We start from the raw sequence: 3,084 nt of genomic DNA, 5'->3' as shown, positions 1-3,084 counted from the left end.
TATGGGAAAGAAAATATTCCTGTTTATAATATTGAAGGTTCAAAAGATCCATATGAGAATTATTTATCTAGTGAGGAAAAAATAATTACTTTCGTAACAGATAAAGGCGATTCTCATCAATTTAGTTTATTGGGTGATGTTGGATATTATGGGTATCGAATAGAATTAGATGCTGAGAGAACAGCAAGTTATGCTTCTTATATTTATTCTATTGAAAAAGACCTTATTGCTGAAAATGTACCTAATGATTTAAATGCTGTGTATAGTAAAAAAGATGGTTTTGTGTATGGTCCCTTAGATCATAGATCTGATCAAATAAACGCAGTAGTTAGAACAGCAGACATTACAATGAATTATACTAATGGTATAGTTAAAGGTGTTATTACTGAAAATAACCCACGTATAGGTAATAATGAATTATTTAAAATAGATGGTGATACTAAAAGTTTAGTAATAACACCTACTCAGCATGTATCAAATGGTATTATTCCTAATGATAGAGCAGCAATGGATATTCAATTTGTTAATTCTGCAGAAAATATAGATGATCACAAATATATTTTAGGAACTACAAAAGCGGAGTCATGGGTAGGTGTATTAGCAGCAGAAAAACAGAATTAATATTAGAGTGATGTATAGCTATTTTAGTTAGTTTTATTTATCAAAAGCCTCTTAGCTGAGGCTTTTTAAAAAATCATAGTCTAGGTTTATATGGATAAAAATAATTATAATTTTTTAAGTAATGAGAGTTTTTCACACCATGTATTAAGCGTTTCTCGTTTTTCTCTAAAATAATCATATCTATCATAATGCTTTTGAGAAATTCCTAGTCTTTTATGGTTTTGTACCATATTCTTAATTCAGAACTTATTCCCATTTTTCTAGCTAATGTTTCGAATACTCACTAAGTCATGTTTACAGCCCTAATTAGTGGTTATCAAAACCAATAAAAGCATTATGGTAATCAACTAGTTATAAAAATGCATAATCACTGTCTTTTAAGTCTATTAAGAGTAAATATGCCTTAATAAACAAATAGTTAATAATGGCTGATTTATATAATGCTACGCCACATGGGTTGGACAGAAGCCGCTGACTTAATCATTAAAGGTATGGAAGGCGCAATCGAAGCGAAGACCGTTACTTATGATTTCGAACGTCTAATGGACGGCGCTAAACTGCTGAAATGTAGCGAGTTCGGTGACGTGATTATTAAACATATGTAATTGTTGATTTGATAAATAGTTAACGGGAGCTTATTAGTTCCCGTTTTTTATTGTCAATTTTGAAATGGTTATCAAAAAGTTATCAAAACGAGTTATCAAAACCACCTGAAATTTGAGCAATTAAATCACGATTTTTATCTAATTTTTGGCGTTCAAGTTGTTACCTGATTACTCAGCGTCTAATTTTGCTTTCCAGCTATAAAGTAATTTATCGGTGATCCCTAAAAAACCTGCCGCTTTTGGAGCGCTATAACCTTGTTCGCTGACTAATGCGACCGCTTCTTGCTTAAATCCAGTAGTATAAACACTGTTTGTTCGTTTTTTCATTTAACACTTCTATAGTTAGATTATATTCCATTATTAAAGTGCCCTGTTTGATTAAAGTAGATCAAATAATCCCTAAATTTAATTAATTATAATAAATAAATATTTTTTATTTCTTAATTAAAATTTTTGTTGTAAATAGGCTACTTATTCTAATTTCAATAATCTATTAATGAATGGTTTGATTTGTTTTTCTATTTTTATTTTTAATTATCTTAAAATAATGAAATAGCTGATGTAATCATATTTAAAAGTGATATTATTATTTTATAATCATTTATATATGTTTACATTGTTTTTATTTTAATGCTGGAGATACACGTGAATAAAAGAGTGCTTTCGACAAAATATCGAAATTCGATGTGTCCATCAATGATAAAAAAAATAGGGGGATACGGTTTATCGTTATTCTTGATACCAATAGTATTCCTTCATTCCGCTAATGCGTTAGAGTTATCCGTTCCTATTGGCTCAACAGGTTATTTAGGGGAGGTCACTCCGCCAGTTGGTTCAACAACGAAAAATTATGGGATGGTAAGGTCAGTGCTTGAGGCGAATACACCTTATATAAGTTTTCGGTGGGAGCCTTATCAATTAGTGGTACAACCAATACCTTTTTACTCTGAAATTGGACGAGCGGGTGTGGCTATCTACAATAAAAGCAATCCCAAAGGGGCCTTTATTGTTTTAGCACCCAGTGGATATGGTACATTGCGTTATAAAAGAGCTAATGGCACATATGAGAATGCTTCATTTTCATTTAGTCGTTCCCAAACCACCGCTATGACAAATATGTATAATAATTTTTCCTCTAATTCTAATGAATTAAGTTGGGGTCTTTTGCCCAGACAAGGCAATAGTGATTTTTTCTCAGCACGATACGTAGATGGTAGTGATAAAGTTCATTCGTTAACATTAACAATATCCAGTTATTCCGCGTATGCCATCGGGCCATTAGAGGCCGGTGAATATGCCATGCGTGATGGTTCAAAATTTTATGCCAACATTAGCACTAGTCCAGGTTCTTCTGTAGATTCTAAAACATTATTAAGTTCAATGGATAATGTGAATATTAAAGCACTCAAAGCCTGTGACGTTATCCCCCAAACGTCTACCAATATTCAGTTTCCGACTCAAATCGCGAAAAATTATGCAACACCCACTAAATTAGCAGATAATTTAGCCAGTATCAGTGTCAATTGCCCTTATGCTAATAAAAATATCTATCTCACCCTGAGCCCTTTTAATAATTTAGTCTCAGGCAGTGAAACAGGGATGGAGCTATCCACCAGTAGCACTGAAAATATCACCACACTGCCTTATGTGGTGGCTTCTTTAAAATCTGCACAATCAAGTATTTGTCAAGCCAATGCACAAGAGGCCTTGCGACTCGTCGGTAGTAATAAACTAGCGCAACAAAATATGAAGAGTTTTACACAAAACATAATTTTTAACCTTTGTGCTAATGGCAATATCAAAGCCAATAAATATACAGGGGCAATTAATGTAGCAATTTTAATTGAATAGCGGTATT

The 3,084-nt window shown here is 32.5% G+C and carries 2 protein-coding genes and 2 pseudogenes; 3 read left to right on the top strand and 1 reads right to left on the bottom strand.

Translation table 11 applies throughout. The features are described 5' to 3' along the window. Positions 1 to 621: hypothetical protein (locus tag AACQ49_RS06625; protein ID WP_161778949.1), on the top strand; the 621-nt coding region annotated here is incomplete at its 5' end. A gap of 437 nt (positions 622 to 1,058) precedes the next feature. Further along, a pseudogene (locus AACQ49_RS06620) lies at positions 1,059 to 1,226 on the top strand (isocitrate/isopropylmalate family dehydrogenase); the annotation flags it as partial. 177 nt (positions 1,227 to 1,403) lie between these two features. Here the strand turns inward: AACQ49_RS06620 and AACQ49_RS06615 are convergent. Next, positions 1,404 to 1,553, bottom strand: a pseudogene (locus AACQ49_RS06615) (transposase); the annotation flags it as partial. 318 nt (positions 1,554 to 1,871) lie between these two features. Between AACQ49_RS06615 and AACQ49_RS06610 the strand changes: the two are divergent. Next, positions 1,872 to 3,077 (top strand): hypothetical protein, encoded by a 1,206-nt coding sequence (locus AACQ49_RS06610; protein ID WP_161778947.1) that lies wholly within the window; start codon positions 1,872 to 1,874, stop codon positions 3,075 to 3,077. The last annotated feature ends 7 nt before the right edge of the window (positions 3,078 to 3,084 follow it).

The sequence above is a fragment of the Proteus sp. G2675 genome, assembly GCF_963886535.1.
In the GTDB taxonomy this organism is placed as follows: domain Bacteria; phylum Pseudomonadota; class Gammaproteobacteria; order Enterobacterales; family Enterobacteriaceae; genus Proteus; species Proteus mirabilis.
Note: the sequence above shows the minus strand (reverse complement) of the source record. Positions and strands in the feature narration are given on the sequence as shown.